Raw genomic sequence first — 23,694 nt, 5'->3', positions numbered from 1 at the left:
GCTTGAAGGCTGGAGTGTATTTCATGGTGGGCATCCCTTTGGTTGGACAGGGTGTCCAACTTTTGGGGGTCAGTTCAGACACTTGGTTACTTGGTGTCTTTTCAAGTAACTCGCCGAAGGCGAAACAGTTCTGGCGTTAGCCAGAACCCATCAACAACAAAAAACCAACAGACTCACCCTCAAAAAAAAACCAAAAAAAATCCCCGCAGCCGGACCGCCACGAGGATTTCTTATTGCGCTTAACCCACCACCAGAACCCTTAGTTCCGGAACATGGCACCGGTCTGGATGATGTTGTTCGAACCCAGCAACTGGCTCACATAACGGCTCCACCGAGTGATATTGGCGGGCCCTACAAACACCACATCCTGGGCCGCCAGCTCGAAACCCTTGGCCAAGACATAAGCGGTCGGTTTCTTGGCATTGAGGTGATACACGGTCGCCGCGTGGGTCGCGTCCTGCGCCCTGATCACGTACACCGCCTCGCCGTCTGCCGCGTCCGGGCTCAAACCGCCGGATGTGCCGAGGGCTTCAAGCAGCGTCACGCTGGTGGTGCTGAACGAAATCACCTGAGGGCGCTGAACCTCGCCCAACACGTAGATCTTGTTCTTCGAGTTGCTGTTCAAGTGCAGGTAGTCGCCGTCCTTGAGGTAGATCTTGCTCAGCTGCGAATCCTTGCGGTTGAGCGAGTCGACATCGATCACGTAATCCTTGCCGTCGCGACGCAGGGTCAGGCCGGCGAGGTTGGCGTCGGTCAGGTCAAGACCGGCCTGGCTGATGGCCTGAACCAGGCTCAGCGGAATATTGGTGATCGGTTGTGGGCCAGGGGTCTTGAACGCACCGGACAGCAGGATGCGCTGGCTGTTGTAGCGCAGCACTTTCACGTCGACCTTGACCTCGGTGTACTGCGGCAGCAAGCCCATGCGCAGTTGTTCGCGGATCTGCGCGACGGTTTTGCCGGCGGCCTGGATACGACCGACATAGGGGAAAAACACTGTGCCGTCGTTCAGCACTTCCCGGCTGTTGGCGTCCAGTTGCTCCTGGGAGCCCGGGGCGGTCAGTTCCGGGTGTTCGAACACGGTGACCAGCAGGGCATCGCCCGGCCCGACCACGTATTCAGGGGTTTTGTACGTCAGCAACTCAGGAGGCAGTGGCTTGGCCAGGGCGGCAGCGGATTTCTGCTGCTGAGCCAGAGTGGCCGGGGTGATATTGACGAGAGTGACCGCCGGACCGTCCGGGTCCTTGTCGGTGACGTCGCTCAGTGACATGTATTGACCGGGGGCGAATGCGCAGCCTTGCAGAATCAGACTGGAAAGCAGCACTACCGCAAACGTTACTTTCATATGAGTGTTCCTTCTTAATCCTAAAAGGTGCGTACTGGCACCGCAGTGATTTCGTTGCATCCCTTACCAACACCGAACATCGGATTACCCTTGCTCATACACCCATGCACCTCCTGCCGAGCGCAGCTGCGCGGCCAGATTTGTTGTTATTGGCAGATGTTTTTTTTGTGTGAAGTCTTGTTCTACAGCTAGAAGGCGTTCTTGTTGACGAAGCCTTTGAAGAGCGTCAGCAGGATGATTTTCATATCCAGCCACACCGACCAGTGCTCGATGTACTGCAGGTCGAATTCCACGCGTTTCTGCATCTTGTCCAGCGTGTCGGTCTCGCCACGCCAGCCGTTGATCTGTGCCCAGCCGGTGATGCCCGGCTTGACCTTGTGTCGCAGCATGTAGCCGGACACCTGCCTGCGGTATTGTTCGTTGTGGGCCACTGCGTGAGGACGCGGGCCGACGATGGACATGTCGCCGCGCAGCACATTGAAGAATTGCGGCAGTTCGTCCAGCGAGGTGCGCCGCAGAAAGGCGCCCAAGGGGGTGATGCGGCTGTCGTTGCGCGTGGCTTGGGTTACCACGTCACCGTTTTCCTGAACGCTCATGCTGCGGAATTTCCACACCATGATCGGTCGGCCGTCGAGCCCGTAGCGGCGCTGACGAAACAGCACAGGACCCTTGGACGTGAGTTTGATCGCCAGGGCGATCACCATCAGTGGCAGGGCGATCATGCTCAGGATCAGGCTCGACAGCACGATGTCCTCGATGCGCTTGACCACGCTCCAGGCGCCGTCCATGGGCGAGTCGAAAATGCTGATGCTCGGCAGGCCGTTGATGCTCTCGCTGCGGGCATGCAGCAGTTCGAACATGAACACGTCCGGGATCACGTACACCGACGCAGTGGTGTCGCTCAAGCCCTTGATCAGCTCCTGCAATCGCGCTTGTGCGCCCAGGGTCAGGGTGATGTAGACCTTGTCGATCTTGCCGTCGCGGGCGTCCTGAATCACCGCGTCGAGATCGCCCAGTACCGGGATGCGCCGACCGATGCGCGCCAGGTCCATCTGCTCAGGCTGCTCGTCGTAAAAGCCCAGCAGGTTCAGGCCCATCCACGGCGCGCTTTCGATCGACATGGCCAGGCGTTCGCCACAGTGGCCGGTGCCGACGATGGCTACGCGACGGGTGTTGAAGCCATGGCTGCGCAAGGTGTGCAGCAGGCTGCGGATGGCCAGCCGGTAGCCGCACAGCGCCACCAGCACCGTGGCGAACCAGGCCATCTGGCCGTTATCGGCAATGTCGGCCGGCTGCAGCAGCATGTAGTCGACGAACAACAGCAGCACGAACGCCAGGCCCCAGTAGTTAGCGACTTTCAGCAGTTCGCGCAGGATGCGCTCGCCGCGCCAGGAACCGTACAGCTGGTGGTACTCGGCCAGCCAGTGGAAGGCGACCCCGGCCAGCAGGATCTGCATCCAGGCCTCGGTGCTCATCGGCGTACCGGTGAGCAGATTCACGCCGTAACCGCCGATCACGATCACCGCCAGGTCCAGCAGGCGATGGGCGACCGACAACGACGATTGATGAGCATGCAAAATGCCGCGAAGAGGTGTGCTCATGTTTTTGTGCTCGCTCAGACAGATTTGATCGGAACAACGCGGGCGGAAAGATCGCTGGGGACCAGCGTCGGTACGACCAGGCTTGGCGCCACCTGAGGCGACCGGGATTGCATGGGTTGACGGGTCTGGCGCGCGGTCAGCAGACGGAGCTCGACGAACTGGCGCATTTCAGTCTCGAAGTGTGCCTCGCTGAACCGTTCGGCGTTGCTCCGGCAGGCCTGCGCGGTAATGCGCGAGCGTTCGGCTTCAAAGGTCTCGATGGCCTCGATCAACGCAGCGACCGTCTGCTCGGGGTAGAACACGCCGGTCGGTTGCGGATGATCCAGTCCGCACACCGTTTCCAGCACGCCGCCCTTGCCAAAGGCGATCACTGGCGTGCCGCAGGCCTGGGCTTCCACCGGGCTGATGCCGAAATCCTCTTCCGCCGCAAAGACGAAACCTTTGGCATTGCGCATGTGCTCCTGGAGCACCGCGAACGGCTGGTAGCCGAGCAGGGTGATGTTGCTCGCGTGGGCGGCCGCGGCCCTGCATTTCTCCATTTCCGGGCCGTCGCCGACCACCACCAGGCGCTTGTCCGGCATGGCGGCGAAGGCCTCTATGATCATCGGCATGCGCTTGTAAGGAACCATGCGCGAGGCGGTGAAGTAGTAGTCCTGCTTGTGCTCTTGCATCGTGAAGCCGCGAGTGTCGACCGGCGGGTAGATCACCGTCGAGTCGCGCCGATAGGACTTGGTGATGCGCGCGCCGATGAAGTGCGAATTGGCGATGAAGTCGTCGACCCCGGCAGAGGTGCGCTGATCCCACATGCGCATGTAGTGCAGGATCATGCGCGCCACTTTGCCTTTGAGGCCATTGCTCAGATTGGCTTCCTTGAGGTACTGGTGCTGCAGGTCCCAGGCGTAGCGGATCGGCGAATGCACGTAGCTGATGTGCAGTTGGTCAGGGCCGCATAACACGCCTTTGGCGACGGCGTGGCTGCTGCTGATGATCAGGTCGTAACCGGACAGGTCCAGTTGCTCGATGGCCATGGGCATCAGCGGCAGGTAACGCTGGTATTTGGTGCGGGCCTTGGGCAGGCGCTGGATGAACGTGGTGGTGGCCACCTTGCCGCCCAGATGCGCGCGGTCCTGGTCGCTGAGAAAGTCGATGACGGAAAACAGATCCGCCTCGGGCCAGATGTTGATCAGGGATGCCAAAACCTTTTCGGCACCGGCGTACGTCACCAGCCAGTCGTGGACAATTGCGATTTTCATTGGAGTTCTCTGCAGTAACGGCTCGGAAAGTCCTGCAATTCGAGCGAAGCTCGCCAGGACTGGAGCGGTTTTGATTGCGCATGCCGACTTCAAGCGTTTACTGGCTGCGTCCGTGCTTTGCGGTTGTTGAGGCGTTTGCCCAGCTGGATAAAAGGCGATTCGATGCAGTGAAAACACACGTGCGCGGCACCCAGGGTCAGCAGCGTGGCAAACACCGCCACCACCAGCGCCCCTGCGCCAGTGTTGCTCAGCAACCACTCGCTGAGCATGGCCACCGAAGGGTGCAGCAGGTACAGCGAGTAACTCACCGCGCCCAGCCAGACCAGTGCCGGATGGTCGAGGCGCACGCTGCGGGTCAGCACCAGGAAGCTGCTGATGGCCACCGCGTAGGTGAAGCAGTAACGGCCCCAGGTTTCGCCGTTGCCCATGTCCTTGTTGTAAGCCATGAACAGCGTGGGCGGCAGGAGCACGACAAAGGCGATCAACAGCATCTTCAGGTTGCGGGTCAACTCTTTGCTGTGTTCGGCCAAAAGCCACTGGCGCCAGACCGAACCGAAGAACATCAACGACAGTGCCAACGGCAGGGCCACGGGCAGCTTGCGTTCACTTACCGCGCGAACCACGCCCATGGCCAGGGCCATGAGCAGGAATGCCAGGGAGCAGCGCGCGCGAAAGGTCTGGTCGTAGAGCTTGCCGCTGATGAACAGCGCCAGGCACAGGCCGTAGAACACCAGTTCGATGAACAGCGTCCAGTACAGGCCGATGACATCGTCAAAACCCAGCGCCGCCTGCACCATCGTCACGTTGGCGGCGATCTGTGCCAGCGAGGGCAGCGGCGCGCCGGTGAGCTTGAGGACCGCCACGAACAGCAGCAGCGACACCCAGTACGCCGGGTACAGTCGCATGAAGCGCGACACCAGAAACCGCTGCGCGCCGTCGGGGCCGGGCTTGAGACTGTAGGGGATCACCACGCCACTGATCATGAAAAACCACAGCACGCCCAGTTTGCCGGGATCGATCAGGTAGTCGAACACCCAGACATGACCGACGACCGGCAGGTACAGGTGGGTGAACACCACCAGCAGCGCAGCGATGCCACGCATCGCGTCGAGATAGGCCAAACGTTTCATGGACGAGCCTCAAAGCTTGCTGGAGGATTCACGACGCAGCGCGTCAGCGCCGGTACTGGTACGGCGGTCCTTGGGGCGATTGAGCAAGATGTCGATACGTTGCGACACGCGGCGTGCCGACTCGTCCCAGGAAAACCGTGCCACGTTGTTCAAGCCACGCCGACGCAAGGACTGGCGCAACGGCAGGTCGGTGAGTATGCGCTCCATCGCCGCAGCCATATGGGTGATGTCCATCGGGTCGAAGTACAAGGCGCTGGCCTGCAGCACTTCAGGGATCGACGCTGCGTTGGCCGCCAGCACCGGGCAGCCACAGGCTTGCGCTTCCAGCGGCGGGATGCCGAAACCTTCGTACAGCGAAGGGAACACGAACGCCGTGGCGCCCTGGTATTGCTCGATCAGTTCGTCATCGCTCAGGCGACCGAGAAAGCGGATGCGCGAATCGCGGCTGGCCAGGCGTTGCAGATTGTCATCGGCGAACACGTCGCTGGCCCCGCCGACGATGCGAAGCTGCACATCGTCGTGATTGCGCAGCATCAAAAACGCTTGAATCATGCGACTGAAATTCTTGTGCGCGCTCGGCGAGGACACCGCCAACAGGTAGTCGGGCGAATCCTTGCTCGGCGGGGCCGGTTGGAAGGCGCCACTGACCGCGTTGGGCACCACGAAAATCTGCTTTTCGGGGTAGTTGTAGAACTGCGAAATCTCGCCCTTGGAGAAGTTGCTGACCGTCAGCAACGCCTTGATGCGCGAGAGCATGATCGGCGTCATGGTCCGGTACAGCAGGCGAAACAGGCGGGTGTAGCTTTCCGGATGGCGCACGTAGGTGACGTCATGGTGGGTGGCGATCTGGTTGCGGTAGAACAGCGGCGCGGTGCTGCACAGCGACACCAGCAGCGGGTTGCCGTGGCGGCGCAGGTACAGCGGCAAGTCCAGTTGTTCCCACAGATGGCCGCTGTGGCGACCGAAACATTGCACGTCCAGCGCGCGGGCGCTGTCGTGCATCTTGATACCGTGAGGCGAGACAAAGACAACGTCGTCGCGCAACTGCTTGAGTGCCAGGCAGGTCTGTTCCGCGAAGCGCTGAACGCCGCGCAGTTCCTGCGTCAGAAAGCGTGCATTGATCACAATCATTGTGGTCGACCTGTGAAGAGATGAGGGGGTCGTGAGTCCGAAGCTCAAGCCTGAATGGGCGGCTGACGCGGTAGCTTTCTGTGGGAGCGGATTCATTCGCGAGACGGTTGTACATCCGACAGAAATGTTTCGGATGTCCCGTCCTCTCGCGATTGAATTCGCTCCCACAGGGGGATCTGCGTTTCAAGCAGAACCATCGGTGTGTTGGTAATCCGGGAGCGACCTGTAACGAGGTCACGAATCAGGGCAAGGCAAACAGGGCAGGGCGGGTGCCCAGCGTGATTATTTTTGGATACTCGTCGATCGGTACTTGTGCCGAGCAACGTCCATCGTTGCAGTTCCACGCAATGCCGCTGTCGACCACGCCGTTCTGCGGCTCGCGGGTGTCGATGTATTGCACGTTGCCGTGCAGCACGCTGCTGGCATCGATCTTGATCGAGCGCGGCAGCCCTGCGGTCCAGGCGACCATGATCTGGTCCGACCCTCGGGCAAAACGCAGCAGGTACTGCGAGTCGATCTCGCGGCTCTTTTCGGCGTCGTAGCGGAACTGATGCAGCGTCGGGCTGATGGCTTTGAGTGTCAGGTAAGCCTGCTTGATGCTCAGGTCCTGATTGAGCAGCCCGAAATTCTGTTCGGGGTCGGTGGCATCGGGGCCGTCGTTGAGCAACCCGTTCCACCACATGCCCTTGATGTTGGGCACGGTCTGGGCGAGGAAGAAACTGCGCGCCAGAAAGGCCGCCTGGGTTTTTTCGTCCCCGCCACAGCGTCCGTCGTTGCTGGGCCAGCCCATTTCGGTCAGGTACAGCGGTACGGCGGTCTTGTTTTTGGTCTTTTCCTTGAGGTCTTCGTTGATCCTTCGTAGCCACGCGATCCAGCTTTCCGGGGTGTTGCGCTCGTCGGCCCGGCAGTGCACGTAAGGGTGCAGCGACAGGCCGTCGACATGGTTGAGGATGCCCGACTCCACCAGCCGGTCGGCAAAGCCCAGGTCCATGCCCTGGCTGGTCACGGCGCCCGCCAGGATCACCATGGGGCGCTGATTGGTGCGAATGCGTTTGGCGGCTTCTTCGATGAGGACGCTGTAATCCCGCGCGAAATTCGGGTCCACGGGGTTTTCCCGGTCCCACTCGTTCCAGATTTCGTAGAAGTCCACGCTGTCGGTCAGTTGCCGGGTCACGAAGCTGACGTAGTTGGCGTAGGCCTCGCGTACCAGCGGTTTACGCGGTTTGGCGTAGTTGTCGTAAAACGGGTTGCCGTAGCCGAGCACCAGCAAAGGCCGCAAGTGATGTTCCTGGGCCTTGCCGAGGTAGGCCTGCCATGCCGGTTCGATTCTCATTAAACCTCGTCGGGGCTCGGCGCTGGACCAATAGGCGTCGTCGCGCACCGAATCCACACCCGCCGCTTCGAGCAACTGCAACGCCTTGGCCGAGGGTGTGTTTCTGTTCATCAGATGGGTGTCGACGCCGATGATGAAGCCGTCGTCGGCCATGGCTGATCCGCTGATGACCAAACCCAGTAGAAGAACCGAAAGGCGTCGTCGTAACCTCGTCAGGCGCGTGATGGGCATGGCTTGTCTCAGTGAAGAGGCACGGTCCGGAGCGCTTGCTCAGGTAGGTCTCGGGCCGTCGGCAAGTGGGATCACGTTTACAGTTGCAGCCCCCATCGTCTCAGACGGGATGAGGCAAGACTGTTGGGCCGCGATGCACGGTGTTGTCCAGTAACGTCTGGGCGAAGATGCTTTCATAGCTGTCCAGCATCAGCTCCAGGTTCAACAGTGCTGCGACACTGACCCGCGCCTGGCGGCTCAACCGGTTCAGCAGCTCGGGTTGCTGATGCAGCCTGAGCATGGCGTGGCCCAGCGAGTCCGGATCATCCGGACTGCACAGAAGGCCATTGAGCGCGTCCTGGATGATCTCGGGCAACCCGCCCATGCGGCTGGCGATCACCGGCACCGAGTGCGCGCACGCCTCGACGGCGACCATGCCGAAAGGCTCGTTCCACAGGGACGGCACCACCGCCACGTCGATCTGGCTGTAGAACGCTTCAGGCTTCTGGTAGCCGACGAAACTGACGTTCGGCGAAGTGGCCAGGGCCTTGAACGCGGCCTCATCGCTTGCCTGTCCACGCCCGGCAATCTGCAGGGTGGCGTCGAAGGGCAGGCGCTGAAACTGTTCGATGAGCCAGCGTACGCCTTTCTGCTCGGACAGGGTGCCCATATAGCCAAAACGCAGTGGCGCCTTTTTCAGGGTCGGGTCCAGCTCGCGCTGCGTGTACGGCGAGTTGTGCACCGCGGCATAGGGGCTGGCGTTGTGCACCACGTATCCCTTGGCTGCGTTGAAGTAGCCACGCTTTTGCAGCTTGTCGAGGATGAACTGGCTGACCCCGACCACCGTGGACACCTGCGCCGAACGCGCATCGTGCCCCTTGCGAAACGACTGGCAACTGCCACATGGCTGCTGGCAGCACTGGCCGCGCTTGAACATGTTGCTGCTGGGGCACATCAGGTACATGTCGTGCAGCACCTGAACGATCGGCAATTGCGCCGCGCTGATTTCATCCCACACCGACACCGACCAGCCGGCCAGGTTGTGGCACACCACCAGTTGCGGCTGCTCGAGCTTGATCACCTCTTTCACGTAACTGCGCATTGCGCCGTTGTAGCGGTCGCGCAGGTGCCAGCCCAACCGGGCCAGGCGCCCCGGACGCTGTGCGCCGAACTGCCAATAGAAGTTATGAAGCCCTGCGCGGTAGACCTTCACACCATTGACCGTTTCGGTCGCAAGCCCCGCGTCTGGACCGGTCACCAGCACGCTGACCTGGCAGCCGCGTTGTTGCAGGCCTTCGACGGTGCGCTGAAGAATGATCTCCGCGCCGCCGCCGATGTGGGGTGAGTACAGACTGCTGATGAACAGGATTTTCATAGTGGATACGACTGATTCAGACCCAGTACGCCGGACTCACCGTCACGGATGGCTTTTTCGATCAGGCTCAGGCGCTCTTCGGCGCCGCGCCGCTTGGCGATCAGCCGCAGCAGGCGGAAGAACACCCAGCGGTTGAGGCTGTACAGCAGCGATGAGTTGGCCCAGACGTTCTTGTCGAACCAGGCCTGATTACGCGCACCGTAGTAGGCGCGCAGGTCCGAGCCGCCGAGCAGGAAGCTCTCGTAGATGTTGTTGGTGCGCGCCTTGATGTTCCAGGAGTTCTCCAGGTCGTCGAGCACCGCCTCGGGCACCAGAAAGATCCGCCCGCCACCTGCGGTAATGCGCCAGGTGTATTCGCTGTCATCGGCGTAAAGCATCAGGGCGTCCAGCGGCAGGCCGATCCTGCGGTACAGGTTGCGATGGGCGAGCAAACCGCCGTAGGTGGCGAAGGGCAATTCCACCATCGAGAGCGGGCCGGTGGCCTGCGGCGCGCCCCATGGCAACCGGCGCCAGATCTTGTAAGGCAGCTGGGCAATGTGAAAACCGAAGAAACTGGAACGGCGCTGGATGGCAAAACGCTTCGGCACCCCGGCGGCGATGTCGGCCTGATGGGTCGGGCGAAAGCCCAGTACGGCGGCTTTTTCTTCACCGTCGATCAGCTTGCGTTCTTCCAGCACCCGGTGCAGCGCGGCGATGGCATTGATGGTCGGCGCGTTGTCGTCGTCCATCAGCCAGATGTGCTCGGCCCCCGCATCCAGCGCAGCCTGGATCCCCACCGAATAGCCGCGCGCGGAGCCAGTGTTTTCGTGCATGTAGATCACGCTGACCTGACCCGGCCAGGTACGCCGCAGGGTGTCCAGCGGCGATGTCGAGGCGTTGCTGACGATGATCACCCGATCGATCAGCGGGCTTTCCAGCGAGCGGCTGACCAGCGTGTGCAGGTAGTTAAAACGGTCACCATAGGTGAGCGTCACCAGAGTCGTTTTTGAAGTCATGGTGAGTTCCGGGCGAAGGAGAGCGAGGGCGCTGGGCGAAATGCTCAGCACTCATAAACGAAGTCAGGGGTGTTGCCGAACGCAGGCTGTCTACTGTGGGAGCGAATTCATTCGCGATGCGGTTTCATATCCGACAGATCTGCATCGGATGTACCGCCCTGTCGCGAATCAATTCGCTCCCACAGGGGTATGCGTCCCACAGAGGTAGGCGGGCTACTAGCTCACCCGCACTTCCATCCGCGAAAGGCTGCTCACCGGCAGGGTCACTTTCTGGTCGCGGTGCAGCAGGTTGAGCAGGATCACCGCGCGTTCATCGCCATCGGCAGCGAGGAAGATCGCTTCGATGTCGTTGAAACCGTCGGCGGTGATGCGCACGGCCTCGCCTTGCTGGAACGTCACTTTGGGCGCCGGAGCCTGCAGGCGGGCGCGGATCTGTTCGATCAGCTCGTCCTGGACCGGAATCGGCATGCCGCCAAATGTCACGATGCGCGCCACGCCGCGGGTCGAGCGGATCGGGTACCAGTTATCGTTCGTCTGATCCATGCGGATGAACAGGTAGCCGGGGAACAGCTCCTCTTCAGCCAGGCCCCGGGAGCCGCGTTTTTTCTCGCCATGCTTGACCGGGCGGTAGCATTCGAAGCTTTGGCGCTGCAGGTGCTCTTGCGCGCGGGCTTCCTGGCGGGGCTTGGTTTGAATCAGGTACCAGCGCGCTGGGTTATTCGAGGTGCTGACGGCTTGAGACATCATTGATCACTCCACTGCAATCCGGTTCGACAGAGTTGATACAAGCTCAGGGTGGTGCGTCATTCCGGCCAGCATTCCGGGCTCGGCTTCGGCTGCGGGCGGGTGTTTGTCCAATCGATAGTGCGTCAACATCTGTTGGACCTGCTCGACGCAGTTGAACATCAATACGTCGATGATCGACAGATTGGCGACGAAAGGTTGGCTGAACTGCCGGTACTCCACCGGGTTCATCCGGAAGAACCGCACCAGCAGGCGGTTACGCGCAAAGTGGTCACGGTCGTATACCACCGAACCGCCTTCGGGCGTAATGAATGTCGTCGCTTCGAAGGTGTGGGCAATGCGGATGATGCGCTCCTGCTTGTCGGTGGGGCTGCCCAGAATCAGATCGGAGCTGCGCATGATCGGCGTGACGATGTGCAGGTAGGCGCACAGTTCACGTAGCGCGTGTTCGGCGTACAGCGCGATGTTTTGTTGTGGAAAGCGAATCAACCGCTCGACCAGCGGCATGATCTGGGCGAAGTAGGGCGCGTGACGGTAACTCTCGGTCATCAGCGCAATCAGCCTTTCGGCTTCTTCGGGAAAGTGATCGCACAGCTGACGCTGATTGATCTGCAACTCGAAGCGGTCCTTTTTCAGCGGGAAGCTGATCAGCCGGGCTTCATTGTTGTGCAGGATGCGGTTGCGATTGACCCAGCCGGAGCGCACGTACTGCAGGTCGTCTCCCAGGACGAAGACATCGGCAGCGGCGATCAGTTGAAAGTAACCCAGATAGGGAAAGAGGTAGGGTTGCATCACTGCAATGGTCCTGGCCATGAACGTCTCCTTTACTGCGAGTGCTTCATGCCCCGCGCGAACGCGGGGCATTCGGGTTATTTGCGAACCGTCGTGTAGTCATACCCATAAGCTGCGCAGTCGTAGTCGGCAGTCGAGGCCTTGCGCAGCACGCCATTGAAAATCGCGCCCTTGATCAGGATGCCGTTGTGCATCAGGCGGCGTTTGCACGCCTCGATTTCCTTGGCGGTGCTCAGCCCGAAGCGGGTGACCAGCAGGCATGTGCCCGATTGACGGCCCACCAGGGTGGCGTCGGTGACCGCCAGGATCGGCGGGGTGTCGACGATCACCAGGTCGTACAGCGGCGACAGGTCGGTGATCAACTTGTTGAAGTTGTCATGCATCAACAGCTCCGACGGGTTGGGCGCCGCGAAACCACAGGAAATGAAGTCCAGGTTGCGCACTTCGGTGTGGTTGATCACTTCCTTGCTCTTCAGCCGCGCGGCCAGGGTGTCGGACAGGCCGTGCTTGGGCGTCAGGTTGAACAGCTTGTGCAGGTAGCCTTTGCGCATGTCGGCGTCGATCAGCAGCACACGTTTGCCGGTTTGGGCAATGATCACCGCCAGGTTGCTGGAGACGAACGACTTGCCCACGCCCGGTGTCGGGCTTGAGATCATCAGCACATTGTTGCGCGCTTCGAGCATCGCGAAATGCAGGCTGGTGCGCAGGCTGCGCAGCGACTCGATGGCCAGCTCCGTCGGCGCGCTGACACTGAGCAGACGCGGTTCCTTGTTCCCCGAGCGGCTGCCAAGCTTGTCCATGCGTTCCTGCTGACGGGAGAACGGCAGCGAGGCGTACACCGGCATCCCCAGGTTTTCGATTACCTCCGGGTTGTCGACACCGCGGTAGAACGCCTGACGCACGAACACGGTGCCGACGGCGAGCAGCAGGCCGACGAGTGCGGCCACCAGCACGATGATTTTTCTCATCGGCTTGACCGGCTCTTCGACGTTGGCGTCGGCGTTGTCGATGATGCGCACGTTGCCGATGCTGCCGGCGCGAAGAATGTCCTGCTCCTGACTCTTGTCCAGCAGCAGGGTGTAGGTCTGCGAGGTGACTTGCATGTCACGGTTCAGACGCAGCAGCTCTTGCTGGGTGGCAGGCAGGGCTTCGATTTTCTTCAGCAGCGCCGCTTTCTGCGCTTCGACCTGACCGATCTGAGTCATCAGGCCGCGATAGGTCGGGTGTTCGGGCGTGTACAGGCGCTCGACGTCGACACGCTTCATTTTCAGGTCAGACAACGTGCCTTCCAGCTTGACCACCTGATCGAGCACCGATTTGGTCTCAACGCTCAGGTCGACCGATTTGGCGCCGGTCTGGAAGTTATTCAGGGCGATCTCCGACTGCTCCAGCTGCTTGCGCACGGCGGGCAGTTGCGAGCGCAGGAACTCCAGACGCTGGGCGGCTTCGGCCGAACTGCGTTCAACGTTCTGACGCACGTACAGGCGGCTGACTTCGTTGAGAATGCGTTTGGCCAATACAGGGTCAGGGTCCTGGATCGCCAGGTAGACGATTCCGGAATCCTTGCCCGCTTCGAGGATTTTCAGACGGTCCTGATAATCCAGCGCGGCGGTCAGCGTGCGTTCACGGATGACGGTGAACTCGGTGCCTGGACGGCCCCTGAGCGCAGCCACCTGAATCTTCACGCCGCTGCCTTCAACGGTCTGACCGACCGGGCCGCTGAGCAGCTTGTTGTGGTCGCTGTCATAGAGCGAGAAGTTGTCGGGCTTGTCGACGACCATGGTCATCTTGTCGCCGAGCAGCGCGTCAGGCACCTCCAGTTGGAAGATGTCGATTTTCTCGCCACCCCAGGCATAGCTGTCCAGGCCGAACATCGGCGACGCGAGTTCGCCTTCGTGCTCGGGCTTGAAAGTGCGGGCCATGTAGCCGCCGATGCCAGGCACGTATTTAGGCTTCTGGATGATGTTGAGCTTGAGGTCTTCGACGACCTTGCCCAGCACCGCGCGGGATTTGATCAGCTCGATTTCGGTGGTCGCCTGGGACACCGACAGCGGTTTGCTGCTGACTTCGGTGCGCCCCTCGATGCCGATTTTCTTTGGCTCGATCTGAATCATCGCGTTGGCCTGGAAGATTGGCGTTGCGAGGATGGCGTAGGTCAGCCCCAGCAGGACGCAGACACCGACAATCGATGCAATCATTCCTTTGTGATCGAATAGTGTGCGCAAGATAGTCGCCAAATCGATCCGGGAGTCCTGGACGTCGTCCAGGGAAGTACGGTTCATAGCGGTCATTTATCTTGGATCTCCTGACTGAAGATAAGGAAGCCAGTCGTCGACGCAACGCGAAAGCAACTCGTAGGTCTGTTCAAAGGCTAATTGGGGGCGCCGGTACGGATCGGCTATTTCCATGTCCTGTTGCCATTTGCCAATCAGAAACGTCTTGCCGCGCACCTCGGGGGCCAGCTTGAGTACGCTTTGCATCTGGCGGTGCTCCATCAGCAGGATCAGATCCGCGTCGTGGAGCATCTGCCGGTCTATCTGCCGGCTGCGGTGCCCGTGTGGGTCAACGCCGTTGGCCTGCAACACGGCCTTGGCGAACGGGTCAATGGTTGAACTGAGCATGGCGTGAGTGCCTGCCGACGAAATGGCGACGCGATCATTGCGCACGCGTTGTCGGAGCATGGCTTCGGCCATGGGGCTGCGACAGATGTTGCCGACGCAGACCACCAGCACGTTACTGAACATGACTTTTGCGCAAAGGCGTCATCAGTCTCTTGCCGATGTTGGTGCTGAAGTTCTTACCCACCTGCAACAAGGTCTGCATCTTGCGCTGGGGCGTGATGGCCGACAGCGAGTAACCCACCAGTTCCATCAGGAAGTGCTCGTAGAGCTCGTCGTTGCCCAAGCGGTTGTAGTAGTTGGCCAGCGCCCCGGAGGTTTGCAGCGCCATGTGCAGTTTTCGTTTGTCCGAACGCATGGAGAACACCCCGCCCGGATGCATGCGGTAGGCCGCAGGCTTGATCTGGCCCATGAACTTGCCCTTGCCGTAGGCACCGAGCAGTGACCACCAGACCAAGTCATTGAGCGGCGCGCCTACCAGCTCTTTGGGCAGTGAGTCGAAGACGTTGCGGAACACGGTGGTGAGCGTCGAAATCGGCCGCGCCTTCTGCAGCTCAAGCGCCGTGGCATCGCCGCGCAGCTTGCCTTGCAGCTGGATCGGGTACTCGCCGTTGATATCGAAGGGCGTCGCATCGTGGTAGGTCAGCACGTAGTCCGGGTGGTTCTCGAGAAACTCTACCTGGATCTGCAACTTGTGCGGGTCGGTCCAGTAATCGTCTCCTTCGCAGAAGGCGATGTAGCGTCCGCGGGCTACGCCGAACAGGTGCGGCACCGACGGCTTGCCTTGAGAGTACTGGTTCGTCTCGTGATAGAAGGCGCGGATCAGTGTCGGGTAACGCTCGACATATTCCGCAATGATGCGGGCGGTGCCATCGGTGGAGGCATCGTCGTTGACCAGAATCTCAACGTCGTAGGAGGTTTCCTGCATCAGAAAGCCTTCCAGCGTCTGAGCGATATAGGCTTCCTGGTTGTAGGCTGGGCAGACGATGCTGACCAGGGGCGCGGCGGACGGCGAGGTGCTCGTCTTTTTGCTAATAGCATCCATGGCTTATGCACTCAATTTGCTGAACAAGACGGAAATCTTCGTCACCAGTGGCTTGTAGCTGGCTGCTACCACCATCAGCGTGATCAGGCCACTGACGGCCAGACCCAGAAACGTGTTGAAACGGTTGTCATCGGCGATCAGGCGCAGCACCGGCTCGCTGATGGCAAGGCCTGCGGCGGTCATCACGCTGATGCGGATGATGTCGCGCAGCCACAAGCTGTGAATCCCTGGCGCCAGGCGCTGATGCACGATCATCGGCCAGATGGCGAACGACACGGCACGCAGCACGAACCAGGCAAGGGCTGCGCCCAGGGCGCCGTGGTAATGAATCGCCAGGACCATCACCGGCACCGTGATCAGCGCCGACACGACGCTGTACCAGACATGCAGGCGCATCTGCCCATAGGCGTACTGCAGGTAGAACTGAAACGCGCTGACCGCCATGATCGCGCTGCCCAGCGAGTACCACGGCAGGATCGTGCGGCTCCATTGGGCAGCCGCATCGTCACCCGACCAGGCGTACACCATTTCGTGGGCGTGCAGGGCAATCAGCGCTGCCAGCGGAAACAGAAACGTACAGACGAAGCGGTTGGCGGCCAGAAACAGCGCGTGCATGTCATCGCGACGCCCTTCGGCCATCAGCACCGTCAGGCGCGGCAGCAGCGTCTGCGCCAACGGGTTGCTGAGCATCATGATTCCGGTGGTGATCAGCGCCACCAGCGAGAAGTAACCGTACTCGTTGAGCGGCAGAAGCTCGGAGAGCAGCACCTTGTCGATCTGGGTCAGGATGATCCACAACACTGCGGTGCCGGACATGCTTGCCGCGAACGGGATGATCGGTTTGACCAGCTGCCAGTCGAAGCCGGTCAGCCAGGTGGGCGTCGGCATCTGCTGGTAGGCGCGGGCCGCGAAGATCAGGGTTTCGATCACCCCCACCAGCACCTGGAATTCAAAGAACAGCACCGGGTCGCTGGAAATCGTGCTCACCAGAAACAGCCCGCCGAAGTAGCGCAGGGTGGCGATGATGACGTTGGCGATGTTCAGCCAGGCGTGTTGTTCAAGGCCCTGAATCCCGCTTTTATAAAGCGTCGAATACAGCCGCAGGGCGATGACCAGGCCCATCAGGCCGATGCACTGAACCAGCGTCGCGGTCGACAGCTCCTTGGCGTTGAGCCAGTGCACGGCGATCCATTCGCTGCCCGCGTACATCGCCACGCAGCAGAGGCTCGCCAGTGGCACAAAAATGATCTCGAACGAGCGCAACAGGCGACCCGACAGATAATCCTGCGTGGCGGCCGTTTGCTGATGCGCCACGGCCCGCACCAGGCTGGGTGACAGGCCGGCGTCCAGCAATTGCAACCAGGCCTGCAGCACCGAGAAAAACCCGATCAGGCCATACGCCTCGGCGCCCATGTGGCCGAGGTAGAACGGCATGATCAGAATGCCCACCAGCAGGGTGTAGGCCTGGCCGGCATAGCTCAACGCAGTGTTGCGTATGACTGAGCGTTTGGTTTGCATGGGATGTCCTGTTTCGCCAGAGCGTGAGGGCGCGGTGCGCATCCGTTTTCAGATGACATGGGCCAGATTGGGCATTTGATACGGCGCGTGGCCCTGGCCGCACTCGGCGATCACGGTAGCAATCACCCGTTCCTGGTCTTCTTGCTTGAGGCCCGGATAGATCGGCAGGCACAGCACTCGCTCGCTCAGCGAGCGCGAAGCCGTTTGCGCCGCTTGGGGTTGCAGGTACTCGAGGGTGTCCAGCGACGGGTAGAAATAACGTCGTGGGTTGATGCCGTTGGTGTTCAGCGCGCTGCGCAGGCGCAACAGTTGCTGCTCGTCGGCCAGGGCGATCGGGTAGTAGCTGTGGTTCAGCTCGCTGTTGGCCTCGGGCTTTTGCAGGTCAACGTAATCACCCAGGCGGGTGGTGTAGCGGTGGGCAATTTCAGCGCGTTCCTGAAGAATGTTCTCGATATCGTCGAGGATGCACAGGCCCATTGCCGCGGAGAATTCGTTGAGCTTGGCGTTGATGCCGATGCCGTCGATCTTGTCGACATCGACGATGCCGAAGTTGCACAGCAAATGAACCTTGCGCGCCAGCTCATCGTCGTTGGTGATGATCGCGCCGCCTTCGATGGTGTGAAACAGCTTGGTGGCGTGGAAGCTCAGGGTGCTGATGTCGCCCCAGTTGAGCACCGATTGACCGGCGTGACGCACAGCGAAGGCATGGGCGCCGTCGTACACGACTTTCAGATTGCGCCGACGGGCGATCTCTTCGATGCGCTCCACCGCACACGGGTTGCCGAACACGTGGGTGCCGACGATGGCAGTGGTGTCGGAAACGATCCGGCTTTCGATGTGCTCAGGGGAAATGTTCCAGGTTTGCGCGTCGATGTCGGCGAAGATCGGGCGGATGCCTTCCCATTGCAGCGAGCTGCTGGTGGCCACGAAGCTGAACGGGGTAGTCACTGCGCTGCCGGAAAGGCCGAGCGCGCGATAGGCGACCTGCAGGGCCAGGGTGCCATTGTTGGTCAGGATCACGTGCCTGACGCCCAGGTATTTCTTGAGGCGCTCCTCCAGCTGGCACACCAGCGGGCCGTGGTTGGTCAGCCAGCCACGTGCATAGATGCCTTCGACGTAGGTCTTGAACTTGTCGATATCGCCTAGGTAAGTCTTGGTTACGTTGATCATCGAAGTCTCCATTTCTGATGCAATGCTTTAAGGCGTTTAAGGCAGCCATGCTGTGAGGCGCGGTGCGCAAGGTCCTGTCCGGTTCAGCTCGGGGTCGAGGCGGGGGGCTGGTTGCCGGCTTTATTGCTCATTCGCCGCGCCCGTCCCTGGTTGATCTTGAGGATCAGGCGGGTCGCCAGGCTTCCCGTGTGCGGGTCGCCGAAGTGGAACAGCGCGGTGGCGCGCTTGAGGCCCGGGCTGCACACCTGGTTGGCGTGCAGCGTGCGATAGCCCCAGAAGAAGTAGACGTTGCCCGGCTCAAGGCGCAGGACGTAAGGCTTGAGCCAGTTGCGCTGCATGCCCTTGATGATCCAGCCGCGGGTCAGCTTGTTCTGCAGCAGCGCCTTTTCGATCACGTTGAACAGCACCCAGGAGCGCACGCGACGAATGTTGGGAAACAGCATCAGATCGCCGCGTTCCTCACCTTCGGTGGGGATAAACACAGGAATAAGTGCGGTGACCAAGCTTGCGTCGTAGTGGAATGCATTGGACTCACGCTTGCCAATGTTGCCCTGTACGCAGCGCAGCACCGGAAAAATCCGGTCGCTTTGCGGTTCGCGCTGCGCCGCGTGTCGATAGAGGCGGGCGAGCAGCAGCTTGAACTGCGCATCGGCCCAGTAGCTGGCCAGCAGGCTGTCGCCCAGCATCGCTTCGCCGTGGTAGGCAAAATATTCGCCCTGATGCTTCTGTGCCTGCTGGTCGGTCCAGGTGCGCAGTTGCTGAAGGTCCGCTTCAGTCACCGCTTCCTTAAGTTTTGCAAAGCCGTTGGTATCGATTTCGTCAGCCAGGCGCATGGCCAGCTGCTCATCCGTGTCGAAAGATAAAGGCATTGCCTCGCGCCCTCGTTAGAAGTGAAGGGGCACAGCAACCGGGCAAGGTGGTTCGGACACGCTACCGCCCGAATCTGCAGATCCTGCTGTTGCTGTCGCTGCTAATCAGCTCGGAGTTCACGAAATGGCCTGACCGATCGTTGGGCAAAGCTACCGCCCTACCGAGCACTTTCAGTAATTTCGAAAACTTTCTTTAGGCCAACAAAAGCCCACCGGCGCCAGGAACACACCGTCTGAGTCTTTAACTTCTTGGCAGGTACAAAGGTGGTGAAAGTCTGAATGTCTTCTGCGCACAACTCTGCGGCTGCACTGCTAAAAACTGGAAAACATGGGACAGGCATATATATCGACGGCGGCGCAGTTTCTGTCAATTTATTTCGCCAACATTCTGTTAAATTTTTGATAACCGTAATATTTGCCATCCTAAGTTATTGATTTAAATAGCAGTCAAAAAAACATCAATGCCCTATCACGGTGCGCTGACGCTTTTCTATCGCCGATGCGTGAGGGCTTGGAACGGGTAAAAAAGGGCCTGGAGACGGTTTCCCACCGCCAGAAGTCAGGCGCAGGTGGGGGTAGCGTTTTTATGACGCTCATTAATTGAATAACGAAAGTTCGTGCGAGTTCATGATTTTGCAATACACAGGTGAGTGCATTCATAAGAGGGTTATCAATGTATGCCCGAACTTCATTGTGGTTAACGAGCGGGCGGCGGTCTCACAAAAAGTCGAACTTATATGGAACTTTCGTTGCTGCGCGGCGTCGGCGCATTTTTCTAACGCGATGAGACATAAGCGTTTATTGGTCTGGCTGAATCATCCTCTGCATCGCGGCGCGGTTGCCCCCGCCCGAGACGTCCTCCATTATCGGCGGGTGCGAAAGCAAAACAATTCGGGTCAGCAGGAGAGTCAATGAATACGCAGTCGAAAACCAGTGGAGTGGTGGCGCAACGCCTGGCGCAGGCACGCGCTTTGATGAGTCGTGAAGGCATCGATGCGTGGCTGGTGCCCTCGGCCGACCCTCATCTTTCCGAGTACCTGCCCGGTTACTGGCAGGGCCGTCAGTGGTTGTCAGGGTTTCACGGGTCGGTTGGCACCTTGATCGTGACCCAGGACTTCGCAGGTCTCTGGGCCGACAGCCGTTACTGGGAACAGGCGACCAAGGAACTGGCGGGCAGCGGGATCGAACTGGTCAAGTTGCAACCCGGCCAGACGGGCCCACTGGAGTGGCTGGCCGAGCAAGCCAAGAGCGATTCGGTGGTGGCGGTCGATGGCGCGGTGTTGGCGGTCGCCTCTTCGCGCACCCTGGCCAGCAACCTTTATGCGCGTGGCGCGCGACTGCGCACGGACCTGGACCCGCTCACCGAACTCTGGAGCGACCGCCCGACGCTGCCGACCCAGGCTATTTATGAGCACGTCGCGCCTCAGGCCACCCAGACCCGCGATGAAAAACTGACGCGTCTGCGGGGTGTGCTCGCCGAGCGTGGCGCTGACTGGCATTTCCTTGCCACCCTGGACGACATCGCCTGGCTGTTCAACCTGCGTGGCGAAGACGTTTCCTACAACCCGGTGTTCATTTCCTTCGCCTTGATCGGCCCTGACAGCATCAGCCTGTTCGTCGCTCCCGAAAAAGTGAACTCCGCGTTGCGCAAGACCCTGGAAAACGAAGGCATCACGTTGCGTGACTACACCAGTATCGGTGCGGCCTTGCGTGAGGTGCCGAAAGAGGCGCGCCTGCTGGTTGATCCGGCGCGGGTCACTTGCGGCTTGCTCGATTACCTGGACAGCGAAGTCACGCTGGTGGAAGGGCTCAACCCCACCACCTTGTTCAAGTCGCAGAAAAGCGAAGCCGATGCCCGGCACATTCGCCAAGCCATGGAGCAAGATGGCGCGGCCTTGTGCGAATTCTTCGCGTGGCTCGATTCAGCGCTGGGCAACGAGCCTGTCAGCGAACTGACCATCGATGAAAAACTCAGCGCAGCCCGCGCCAAGCGTCCGGGTTACATTTCCCAGAGCTTTGCCACCATCGCCGGTTTCAATGGCAACGGGGCCATGCCGCACTACCGCGCGACCGAAGAGGAGTTCGCCCAGATCGACGGCGATGGCCTGCTGCTGATCGACTCCGGTGGCCAGTATCTGGGTGGCACTACCGACATCACCCGCATGGTGCCGATCGGTACACCGACCGCCGAACAGAAGCGCGACTGCACCCGCGTGTTGAAAGGCGTGATTGCCCTGTCCCGCGCGCAATTTCCGCGGGGCATTCTGTCGCCGCTGCTGGATGCAATCGCGCGCGCGCCGATCTGGGCCGAGGGCGTCAACTACGGGCACGGTACCGGGCATGGCGTCGGCTACTTCCTGAATGTGCATGAAGGGCCGCAGGTCATTGCCTATCAGGCATCGGCCACCCCGCAAACTGCGATGCAGCCGGGGATGATCACCTCGATCGAGCCGGGGACCTATCGTCCAGGCCAGTGGGGTGTGCGTATTGAAAATCTGGTCATCAACCAGGAAGCGGGCAAGACCGAGTTCGGTGAGTTTCTGAAGTTCGAAACCCTGACCCTGTGCCCGATCGACACGCGCTGCCTGGACATCAGCCTGCTGACCCAGGAAGAGCGTGAATGGCTGAACGCTTATCACGCTGAGGTCAAACAGCGCTTGAGCCCGCTGGTCGATGGCGCTGCGCGGGCATGGCTTCAGACGCGTACTGCCGCAGTCTGACCGCTGCTTTTGCCCCCGCCGTTTTGGCCGGTGGGGGCTTTTCATGGCATGCATCGACGAGGGGCATTGGCAAGGTCATGATCTGCTGATTCAACCGATCAATCGACGGGTTGCGGGATCAAGGCTGGGTCGGTTTCTTGCAGACAATGATCATACTGCGGCTGGTGTAACCGGCAGGGTTCAGACCTAACGGGAAGTCACCCGGTTCTTCGGCAGCATCGCCGGATTTGGCGATGACCCGGTATTGCCTGGACTCGCAGGAGTCGGCGGCCATCTGGTAGCACTGGTTCCAGGAGGACGAAAGCCCGGAGCAATTGATGTGCAGCCCTCGTTTACTCTTGATCGGCTTTGAAGTGGCCGCGCACCCGGCGACAGCCAGAGCTGCCAGGATTATCAAAATGTACTTCATTCATTTCCTTACCTGAGCGGCATCACCGTTCAGTCTTCCGCTTGAGTTCGCTCGCATGCCCGAAGCCATCAGTCGTGTCCGTCGAAATGTGTTTCATCTCTGACGGGGCAAGGCGTAAACATGGCGCAATGGCGTTACAAATGCCAGTGACATCGTGTAACGGGCATAAAAAACACTCAGTCGGCAGGGACGAGCGCGGCTGGCTCGGGGCGGGAAGTCAGGGTGGCACCTGCTGATGCGACGATAATCGCAGCGATGGCCAGCCATTGGCTCAGGTGCAGGCTCTCATGCAGAAACGCCAGGCCAGACAAGGCGCCAACGGCGGGCTCCATGCTCATCAGCGTCCCGAAGGTGCGCACCGGCATGCGGGTCAGGGCAATCATCTCGAGACTGTAAGGGATGGCGGTCGATAAAAGCGCCACGCCCAGGGCGACGGGAATCAGGGCCGGGTCGAGCAAGGCGGCCCCCGCATGCGCCACACCGAACGGGGCGATGAAGATCGCCGCGATCAACACGCCCAGCGCAGCCGTTTGCACACCGTGATCGGCCCCGGCTTTCTGGCCGAACAGGATGTAGGCCGCCCAGCAGACCCCGGCGCCGAGGGCGTAGAAGACCCCGTTCAAGTCCAGGCTGTCAGCGCCTGCCGTTGGAATCAGCAGAACCAGACCGGTGACCGCCAGTGCGATCCAGATGAAGTCGGTGGCTTTGCGTGAATGGTAAAGCGCCACGGCAAGCGGTCCGGTGAACTCCAGCGCGACGCCAATCCCCAGGGGGATCGTGCGAATAGCCATATAGAAGAGGAAATTCATCCCGCCCAAGGCAATGCCATAAACCAGGACTGAGCGCAGCGAACTGGCGGTGAAACGAGTGCGCCAGGGTCTGAGGATCAACACCATCAGCACACTGGCGAAGACAAGGCGTAACGTTGTAGTGCCTTGCGCGCCGACAGCGGGGAAGAGGGATTTGGCCAGAGATGCGCCGGTCTGTACGGAGGTCATGGCAATTAGCAGCATGCCAACAGGTAGGACGGCCGAGATCAGGCCGGTTTGCTTAACGTTCATTGCTTTCAAGGGTCCGGGGCAGTAGGCATATATAAGAAGAGCGCAATGATGCTCAAGAATGACAGGATGAGCAATATATTGCGCAATTAAGCGGTGGTGCTCGATTTTTCAAGAATACTGAATTAAGGGTTGACGCCCCTCCGGATCTCTCTATAATTCGCCCCACTTCTGGCGCAGTCGGAACCGAAAACTCCTTGAGATTCAATGAGTTATAGGTTTAGGAGCGAGGAGGTGCTTCGGTCGAGACGTTCTGATCGCAAGCGGTGAAAAAGGTGGTTGACAGCAAGTGGTAACGCTGTAAAATTCGCCTCCCGCTGACGTGAGATGAAGCATCGAACGAAGCGCAAGTGGTTGAAGTTGATCAAGAAATTTTGAAAA

At 60.2% G+C, this 23,694-nt stretch carries 19 protein-coding genes; 1 reads left to right on the top strand and 18 read right to left on the bottom strand.

The genetic code is table 11. From position 1 onward, the window contains the following. Window positions 1–259: 259 nt before the first annotated feature. The 16 genes from AC07V9_RS29160 to AC07V9_RS29085 all read right to left on the bottom strand — a co-directional run bounded on the left by AC07V9_RS29160 (window position 260) and on the right by AC07V9_RS29085 (window position 19,126). Window positions 260–1,342, bottom strand: a complete 1,083-nt coding sequence (locus AC07V9_RS29160) for a polysaccharide biosynthesis/export family protein (protein ID WP_495019084.1) — start codon at window positions 1,340–1,342, stop codon at window positions 260–262. Window positions 1,343–1,530: 188 nt separating this feature from the next. After that, on the bottom strand, window positions 1,531–2,943 hold the full coding sequence (locus AC07V9_RS29155) for an undecaprenyl-phosphate glucose phosphotransferase (RefSeq protein WP_495019083.1): 1,413 nt from the start codon (window positions 2,941–2,943) through the stop codon (window positions 1,531–1,533). 14 nt (window positions 2,944–2,957) lie between these two features. Beyond that, on the bottom strand, window positions 2,958–4,196 hold the full coding sequence (locus AC07V9_RS29150; protein ID WP_495019082.1) for a glycosyltransferase family 4 protein: 1,239 nt from the start codon (window positions 4,194–4,196) through the stop codon (window positions 2,958–2,960). An 89-nt stretch (window positions 4,197–4,285) separates the two neighbouring features. Beyond that, window positions 4,286–5,326, bottom strand: coding sequence for an acyltransferase family protein (locus tag AC07V9_RS29145; protein ID WP_495019081.1), 1,041 nt, complete (start codon window positions 5,324–5,326; stop codon window positions 4,286–4,288). Between the two features lie 9 nt (window positions 5,327–5,335). Continuing rightward, window positions 5,336–6,457, bottom strand: coding sequence for a glycosyltransferase family 4 protein (locus AC07V9_RS29140; RefSeq protein ID WP_495019080.1), 1,122 nt, complete (start codon window positions 6,455–6,457; stop codon window positions 5,336–5,338). A 241-nt stretch (window positions 6,458–6,698) separates the two neighbouring features. Continuing rightward, window positions 6,699–7,943 (bottom strand): hypothetical protein, encoded by a 1,245-nt coding sequence (locus AC07V9_RS29135; RefSeq protein ID WP_495019079.1) that lies wholly within the window; start codon window positions 7,941–7,943, stop codon window positions 6,699–6,701. A gap of 178 nt (window positions 7,944–8,121) precedes the next feature. After that, window positions 8,122–9,375, bottom strand: a complete 1,254-nt coding sequence (locus AC07V9_RS29130) for a glycosyltransferase family 4 protein (protein WP_495019078.1) — start codon at window positions 9,373–9,375, stop codon at window positions 8,122–8,124. Next, entirely contained in the window at window positions 9,372–10,370 is a 999-nt protein-coding gene (locus tag AC07V9_RS29125) for a glycosyltransferase (RefSeq protein ID WP_495019077.1), read from the bottom strand. The genes AC07V9_RS29130 and AC07V9_RS29125 overlap by 4 nt, the downstream gene beginning before the upstream one ends. A gap of 216 nt (window positions 10,371–10,586) precedes the next feature. Beyond that, window positions 10,587–11,114: a transcription/translation regulatory transformer protein RfaH gene (rfaH, locus tag AC07V9_RS29120; protein WP_495019085.1), complete on the bottom strand. Its 528-nt coding sequence runs from the start codon at window positions 11,112–11,114 to the stop codon at window positions 10,587–10,589. A gap of 6 nt (window positions 11,115–11,120) precedes the next feature. Continuing rightward, window positions 11,121–11,927: a WbqC family protein gene (locus tag AC07V9_RS29115; protein ID WP_495019076.1), complete on the bottom strand. Its 807-nt coding sequence runs from the start codon at window positions 11,925–11,927 to the stop codon at window positions 11,121–11,123. A gap of 56 nt (window positions 11,928–11,983) precedes the next feature. Further along, window positions 11,984–14,197 carry a polysaccharide biosynthesis tyrosine autokinase gene (locus tag AC07V9_RS29110; protein WP_495019075.1) on the bottom strand — a complete coding sequence of 738 codons (2,214 nt, stop codon included), beginning with the start codon at window positions 14,195–14,197 and terminating at the stop codon, window positions 11,984–11,986. Further along, window positions 14,198–14,650, bottom strand: a complete 453-nt coding sequence (locus tag AC07V9_RS29105; protein WP_495019074.1) for a low molecular weight protein-tyrosine-phosphatase — start codon at window positions 14,648–14,650, stop codon at window positions 14,198–14,200. After that, window positions 14,640–15,569, bottom strand: a complete 930-nt coding sequence (locus AC07V9_RS29100) for a glycosyltransferase family 2 protein (protein WP_495019073.1) — start codon at window positions 15,567–15,569, stop codon at window positions 14,640–14,642. Before AC07V9_RS29100 ends, AC07V9_RS29105 begins: the two co-directional genes overlap by 11 nt. Before the next feature lie 3 nt (window positions 15,570–15,572). Next, complete coding sequence (locus AC07V9_RS29095) at window positions 15,573–17,087, bottom strand: lipopolysaccharide biosynthesis protein (RefSeq protein WP_495019072.1); 1,515 nt, start codon at window positions 17,085–17,087, stop codon at window positions 15,573–15,575. Window positions 17,088–17,135: 48 nt separating this feature from the next. After that, entirely contained in the window at window positions 17,136–18,257 is a 1,122-nt protein-coding gene (locus tag AC07V9_RS29090) for a DegT/DnrJ/EryC1/StrS family aminotransferase (protein WP_495019071.1), read from the bottom strand. Window positions 18,258–18,340: 83 nt separating this feature from the next. Beyond that, window positions 18,341–19,126 carry a hypothetical protein gene (locus AC07V9_RS29085; protein ID WP_495019070.1) on the bottom strand — a complete coding sequence of 262 codons (786 nt, stop codon included), beginning with the start codon at window positions 19,124–19,126 and terminating at the stop codon, window positions 18,341–18,343. A 911-nt stretch (window positions 19,127–20,037) separates the two neighbouring features. Between AC07V9_RS29085 and AC07V9_RS29080 the strand changes: the two genes are divergently transcribed. After that, window positions 20,038–21,846, top strand: a complete 1,809-nt coding sequence (locus tag AC07V9_RS29080) for an aminopeptidase P family protein (protein WP_495019069.1) — start codon at window positions 20,038–20,040, stop codon at window positions 21,844–21,846. 118 nt (window positions 21,847–21,964) lie between these two features. Here the strand turns inward: AC07V9_RS29080 and AC07V9_RS29075 are convergent, their stop codons facing one another. Continuing rightward, complete coding sequence (locus AC07V9_RS29075; protein ID WP_495019068.1) at window positions 21,965–22,255, bottom strand: hypothetical protein; 291 nt, start codon at window positions 22,253–22,255, stop codon at window positions 21,965–21,967. A gap of 176 nt (window positions 22,256–22,431) precedes the next feature. Then, window positions 22,432–23,316 (bottom strand): threonine/homoserine exporter RhtA, encoded by an 885-nt coding sequence (gene rhtA, locus AC07V9_RS29070; protein ID WP_495019067.1) that lies wholly within the window; start codon window positions 23,314–23,316, stop codon window positions 22,432–22,434. Between the last annotated feature and the right edge of the window lie 378 nt (window positions 23,317–23,694).

This window comes from Pseudomonas sp. GW821-FHT02A11 (assembly GCF_059421985.1).
This window is presented reverse-complemented; position numbering and strand designations above follow the sequence as displayed.